A 6,153-nucleotide genomic window follows, 5' to 3' on the forward strand; every position below is an offset into this window, starting at 1 on the left:
GCGGGTTATTTGTATTCCATCGGGAAGCCGATCGCAGGGGTCGGCAGGTCCACGCCGAACCACTTCTTGAACGACTCGGCATACATCGGGAACTCGACCCCGGTCATGGCTTCATGCAGGGCGGTGTTGACGAAGTTCAGCCAGTCCTGATCACCACGCTTCACGGCGCAGGCGTAGGTCTGCGGGCTCCAGGCGAACGCGGGCGAGCGATAGCGACCGGGGTTCTGCACCATCAGGTATTTCACCGACGACTGATCGGTGGCCGCCGCATCGGCACGACCGGAGTTGATGGCCTGGTACATCAGGTCGACGCTGTCGTACTGGTCGACCTTCGCCTTGGGCAGCGCCTGATGCACCAGCTCTTCGGCGTAGACGTTTTGCAGCACGGCAACGGTGACGCCATCGCCGGCGCCTTTCAGGTCATCGATTTCCTTGTACTTGCTGTTGGTCGGCAGCAGCAGTGCGACGCCTTCGCGGTAGTAAGGCAGGGTGAAGGCCACCTGCTGGGCGCGGCTGGCGGTGACCGTGATGAACTGGCAGCTCATGTCGACTTTGTCGGTCAGCAGGTTCGGGATGCGCGCGTCGGAAGACTGCACGACGAACTCGACTTTGCTCGGGTCATTGAACAGGCCCTTGGCGACGATCCGCGCGATGTCGATATCAAAACCCTGCAACTTGCCGTCTGCACCCTGGAAGTGCCAAGGGGCATTGGTGCTCCCCGTACCCACGATCAGATGGCCACGTTGCAGAACGCTGTCGAGCTTGCTGTCAGCGGCGTACGCCGTCGTCGCAAACGTCGCTGCTGTTATCAGGGCCAGTGCACAAGCTTTCAAAGAAAGGGATCCGCGCCACATGAGAGAAACTCCGCCGGTTGTATTTATTCCGCTATAGCGGAACACTGTTTGCCACAACGGAATAGACAGCAGAAAGTGTGCCACAGACCTGGGCGCTATAAGAAGGCGCAAGAATCACCGGTATTTTCAATCACATGGGTGCAGAGGCAGGTGCGTGCAGGTCGAAACCTGGCGCTGGCCGAGAGAATTCAGCGCTACGGATCACCCCACGCAGTGAGCATTGGGCCCCATCGGTGTGCGCCCCGCGCCAGAAACGCGCATCACCTCTTACCTCCGCCGACCGTTCATCGCGCCAAGGGCACGATCGCCTTGGTGTGACCCCTAAGCATCGCGCCACTTCAGTAGTGGCACTTTGGGCTGTGCTGGGTCCAGCCCAAGCCGCTACAACACGCCGCCGGGCGGGTTGACGAAAAACTCCCCCCATTCCAGCTATGGTTTTGCTGTGACCGGCCGATTTATGTGGAGGTCAAGGGAACATTGGCACCGTTACTGCTTCAAACGTCTTTATGAAGCTTTTATGACAACCGCGTGAACATGCACGGACGGCAGGCGCTTTTACGGGTTGTACGGTGGAGGAACGCCAATGAAAGAACGAGCCACAGTCATTTGCCGCAGGGACAATCAGATCCTCTACGTGCGCAAATCCAAAGCTCGCTGGAACCTGCCGGGCGGCAAGGTCGAAGCCGATGAATCGCCCGCGCAGGCGGCTGCGCGAGAACTACGTGAAGAGACCGGACTGATCCTGGAAGACCTGGCGTACATCACCCGGTTTGAAGGCGGCACTGTGTTGCACCACGTGTTCGAAGTGTCGGTGACGATGATCGCCACCCCTGCCCCCCATAATGAAATTGCCGACTGCAAGTGGTTTACCACTGAAGAGCTGGGCAGCCAGAAAGTCAGGCCTTCTGCGAAGTCCATCGTGAAGGCTTTTCTGACCAACGCTATTTATTAACTGTTGTTGAGAGCTGTTCACAGGTTTTTCACATTGAGGGCGGTAGTCTTCAATTGCTCCTCCAAGACTGACTTTAAGCCCGCACCCCCCATCGCGGGCTTTTTCTTGTCCGGAATTCCTTGTCAGCGCCCTCCTTTCATCCACGCATGATCTATACACATTCTGACGACCGGGCTTAATTTCGGCATACGAACGCCGACATCAAGCAGAGGATATCCAAGGAGCGGCAGATGTTTAATTCCAAAGTCAAAAAGCAGGTGGCCACACTAAGCTCGGAGCTGGTCACGCTCAAAAATTTTCATGACGCCCTCATGCAGGAGATGCTGTCGCTGACGGTGGATTCCGACCTGCGCATCACGGACGCCAACAGCAAGTTCTGCGCAGCAATCGGTTACTCCCACGATGAACTGGTCGGCAACCCCATGGCGGCATTTATCCCTTCCTACGTGGCGACCATGCCATGCTTTCGCAACTTCAAGGCCGCAGCCACCAGCGGCACGGCAGTGACCGACGACTACCGCTTCGTCAGCAAAGGCGGTTCGCTGATCTGGCTTCACGCCACCTGGTCGCCGTTGAAAGATGAGCAAGGTCGCCTCGTCGCCTTCAAATGTCTGGCCACCAACGTCACCGCCGAAGTCAACAAGGCCCGGGAAAACGAGTCGTTCATCAACGCCCTGCTGCGGTCGACAGCGGTCATCGAATTCGACCTCGGCGGCCACGTGCTGAAGGCTAACCAGTCCTTCCTCCAGGAAATGGGCTACAGCCAGGATCAGATTCTCGGCAAGCACCACAGCCTGTTCTGTGACCCGAAATTCGCCGCCACCGAAGACTACAAAGCGTTCTGGAAACGCCTGAACGACGGTGAGTTCGTGGCAGACCGGTTCAAACGCTTGAACAGCCGTGGTGATGAAGTCTGGCTGGAAGCGACGTACAACCCGGTCCACGACACCCAGGGCAAGCTCTACAAAGTGGTGAAGTTCGCCACTGTCATTACCGATCAGGTACATCGCGAAGCGGAAATCAGCGTCGCGGCGGGCACTGCCTTCGAAATCTCCCAGCGCACCGATGTCTCGGCCCAGCGTGGAGCAGCGGTGATCAACAACACTGTGGAAACCATGAACGGCATTGCCGACCAGATGCTTTCCGCCTCCCATGGCATGGAAGCGCTGGGCAAGCAATCGCTGCTGATCAGCACCATCGTGCAAACCATCGGTGGCATCGCCCAGCAGACCAACTTGCTGGCCCTTAATGCCGCCATCGAAGCGGCCCGCGCCGGTGAACAAGGGCGTGGCTTTGCCGTCGTGGCGGATGAAGTGCGTCAGTTGGCCGGGCGCACCAGCACGGCCACCGAGGAAATTGTCGCGGTGGTGCAACAGAACCAGAAACTGGTGGATGACGTGGTCAAGGACATGGGCAGCACGCGGGTTCAGGCCGAGCAGGGCCTGTCGCTGGCCAACCAGGCGGGCAGCGTGATCGTGGAAATTCAGGAGGGCGCGCGTCAGGTCGTGGGGGCGGTGCAGCGATTTACCCACCAGCTCTGACGGCGTCGGCTGCTTCTTTTCGACGATCGGCCCCATGGCAAATGGTCGCAGAGAGCCGAGGGGGAGGATACGGGTGCAGCACAAGATGCTAATCTGCGCGACGTACATGCCCCGGCCGGTACGCCACTACACATCGATATGGAGCCGACAATGGCTTTGGATTCCCTGCTCTGCCCGGATTTGCTGACCATTGCCGAGCGTTCGGCGATCGCCGAGGTTGAGGCCACGACGAACATCCTCAGACTCGTGACCCGGCTGACCGGCATGCGTTTTGCGGGCATCGCCAAGTTCACCGACGCCGAGTGGGTCGCCTGCGCGGTCTATGACGAGATTCACATCGGTATCCAGGAAGGCGAAGTCCTGGAGCTGGAATCAACACTGTGTAACGAGCTGATCGAAAACCCGAAGGCGCTGATCATCCCCAGCATCAGCAAAAGCGAGCGCTATGCGGGTCGCCCGGTGGTCAAGCGTTACGCCATCGAAAGCTACATCGGCGTCCCGATCTCCCTGCCCGACGGCCAACTCTTCGGCGCGCTGTGCCTGCTCGACTCCAAGGCCAGCACCTTCGAGAACCCCGACCTCGTCGAAACCCTTGGGCTGTTCTCCCGACTGATCGGCTGCATCGTGTTTTCCCATTACTCCACGGTGAACAAAGTCAGGACGCAGGTCGAGCACGCTTGATCAACTAATCCTCACCGGCGAGCGGCGGTAGGTGGATAACCAAGACGGTGTTACACTGCCGCGCCTTGAATTGGCATGCGCCGCCTGAGCCTATCGCGGGGTCCCAGCGCACTGCCCAAACCTGTGCGTCTGCTGCCGTGCAGCAAGTGTGGCCGATGCACGTCGGTCCCCCGCTGAACCCGTATCGGACGCTGCTCCCGTTCACCCATCTTCATCAGGTCATGTCCCCGTCACCGGTGACGTGCAGGCTGCTGGTTGGATCACGAGCAATCGCCACCAGGCGTGGAAGGCCATCGCCAATCAGCCCCCTTGTAAACAATCCAGGATAAGCAATTGATTTCCACAGCTAACATCACCATGCAGTTTGGCGCCAAGCCGCTGTTCGAGAACGTTTCGGTCAAATTCGGCGGTGGCAATCGCTATGGCCTCATCGGCGCCAATGGCTGTGGCAAGTCCACCTTCATGAAGATCCTCGGCGGCGATCTGGAGCCGTCTGGCGGCCAGGTGATGCTTGAGCCGAACGTGCGTCTGGGTAAATTGCGCCAGGACCAGTTCGCCTACGAAGACTTCACCGTCATCGACACCGTGATCATGGGTCACGAAGAGCTGTGGAAGGTCAAGGCCGAGCGCGATCGCATCTACTCGCTGCCGGAAATGACCGAAGAAGACGGCATGGCCGTCGCCGAGCTGGAAACCGAATTCGCTGAAATGGACGGCTACACCGCCGAATCCCGTGCCGGTGAGCTGTTGCTCGGTCTGGGCATTGGCATCGAGCAGCACAACGGGCCGATGAGCGAAGTGTCGCCGGGCTGGAAGCTGCGCGTGTTGCTGGCTCAGGCGCTGTTCTCCGATCCTGAAGTGCTGTTGCTCGACGAACCGACCAACCACCTGGACATCAACACCATTCGCTGGCTGGAAAACATCCTGACCCAGCGTTCCAGCCTGATGATCATCATTTCTCACGACCGTCACTTCCTCAACAGCGTGTGCACCCACATGGCTGACCTGGATTACGGCGAGCTGCGCCTGTTCCCGGGCAACTACGACGAGTACATGACCGTGGCGACCCAGTCCCGCGAGCAGTTGCTGTCGGACAACGCCAAGAAGAAAGCCCAGATCTCCGAATTGCAGTCGTTCGTCAGCCGCTTCTCGGCCAACGCCTCGAAAGCCAAGCAGGCCACGTCCCGCGCCAAGGCGATCGACAAGATCCAGCTGGCCGAGGTCAAACCGTCGAGCCGCGTCAGCCCGTTCATCCGCTTCGATCAGAACAAGAAGCTGCACCGTCAGGCGGTCATCATTGACCAAATGGCCAAAGGCTTCGACGGCAAGCCGCTGTTCAAGAACTTCAGCTTCCAGGTTGAAGCCGGCGAGCGCGTTGCGATCATCGGCCCGAACGGTATCGGTAAAACCACTCTGCTGCGCACCCTGGTCAATGAGCTGACCCCGGATGCCGGCACGATCAAGTGGACCGATGCGGCGGAGCTGGGTTACTACGCCCAGGACCACGCCCACGACTTCGAAGACGATGTCACCCTGTTCGACTGGATGGGGCAATGGACTCAAGGTGAGCAAGTCATTCGTGGCACCCTGGGCCGGATGCTGTTCTCCAACGACGAGATCCTCAAGTCGGTCAAGGTGATTTCCGGTGGTGAGCAAGGCCGTATGCTGTTCGGCAAGCTGATCCTGCAGAAGCCGAACGTGCTGATCATGGACGAACCGACCAACCACCTGGACATGGAGTCGATCGAGGCGCTGAACCTGGCGCTGGAGAACTACCCAGGCACGCTGATCTTCGTCAGCCACGACCGCGAGTTCGTCTCGTCCTTGGCCACCCGCATCATCGAGTTGAGCCCAAGTGGCGTGACCGACTTCAGCGGCACCTACGACGATTACCTGCGCAGCCAGGGCGTCGCGTTCTGATCAGGGTCATGCACTGACAGAGCCATGCTGAAAACAAGAAGCCCCGTCCATCGTGACGGGGCTTTTTTGTGACAGTGGGACCGGCTTCAGCCGGGAAGACGCCAGGCCAGGCGCCCCCGATCCTGCGGTGTGACATCCGACGCTTTCCCGGCTAAAGCCGGTCCTACGAAGGCAAATGCAAACACTCGCAGGACCGGCTTTAGCC

At 59.3% G+C, this 6,153-nt stretch carries 4 protein-coding genes and 2 pseudogenes; 5 read left to right on the forward strand and 1 reads right to left on the reverse strand.

The window, feature by feature from the left end:
- Window positions 1-5 precede the first annotated feature (5 nt).
- Window positions 6-854 carry a transporter substrate-binding domain-containing protein gene (locus QMX88_RS21475; RefSeq protein WP_192173978.1) on the reverse strand — a complete coding sequence of 283 codons (849 nt, stop codon included), beginning with the start codon at window positions 852-854 and terminating at the stop codon, window positions 6-8.
- A 583-nt stretch (window positions 855-1,437) separates the two neighbouring features.
- On the opposite strand from QMX88_RS21475, the gene QMX88_RS21480 reads away from it, so the two are divergent.
- The 5 genes and pseudogenes from QMX88_RS21480 (at window position 1,438) to QMX88_RS21495 (ending at window position 5,948) form a co-directional block, all read left to right on the forward strand.
- Complete coding sequence (locus tag QMX88_RS21480; RefSeq protein WP_192173979.1) at window positions 1,438-1,806, forward strand: NUDIX hydrolase; 369 nt, start codon at window positions 1,438-1,440, stop codon at window positions 1,804-1,806.
- A gap of 320 nt (window positions 1,807-2,126) precedes the next feature.
- Window positions 2,127-2,813 (forward strand): annotated as a pseudogene (locus QMX88_RS29830) (PAS domain-containing protein); the annotation flags it as partial.
- A gap of 102 nt (window positions 2,814-2,915) precedes the next feature.
- A pseudogene (locus tag QMX88_RS29835) lies at window positions 2,916-3,347 on the forward strand (methyl-accepting chemotaxis protein); the annotation flags it as partial.
- Window positions 3,348-3,497: 150 nt separating this feature from the next.
- Window positions 3,498-4,028 (forward strand): GAF domain-containing protein, encoded by a 531-nt coding sequence (locus QMX88_RS21490; RefSeq protein ID WP_282372241.1) that lies wholly within the window; start codon window positions 3,498-3,500, stop codon window positions 4,026-4,028.
- Window positions 4,029-4,361: 333 nt separating this feature from the next.
- Window positions 4,362-5,948 (forward strand): ABC-F family ATPase, encoded by a 1,587-nt coding sequence (locus QMX88_RS21495; protein WP_133774936.1) that lies wholly within the window; start codon window positions 4,362-4,364, stop codon window positions 5,946-5,948.
- Window positions 5,949-6,153: the final 205 nt, after the last annotated feature.

This window comes from Pseudomonas sp. PS02290 (assembly GCF_029960075.1).
GTDB lineage: Bacteria > Pseudomonadota > Gammaproteobacteria > Pseudomonadales > Pseudomonadaceae > Aquipseudomonas.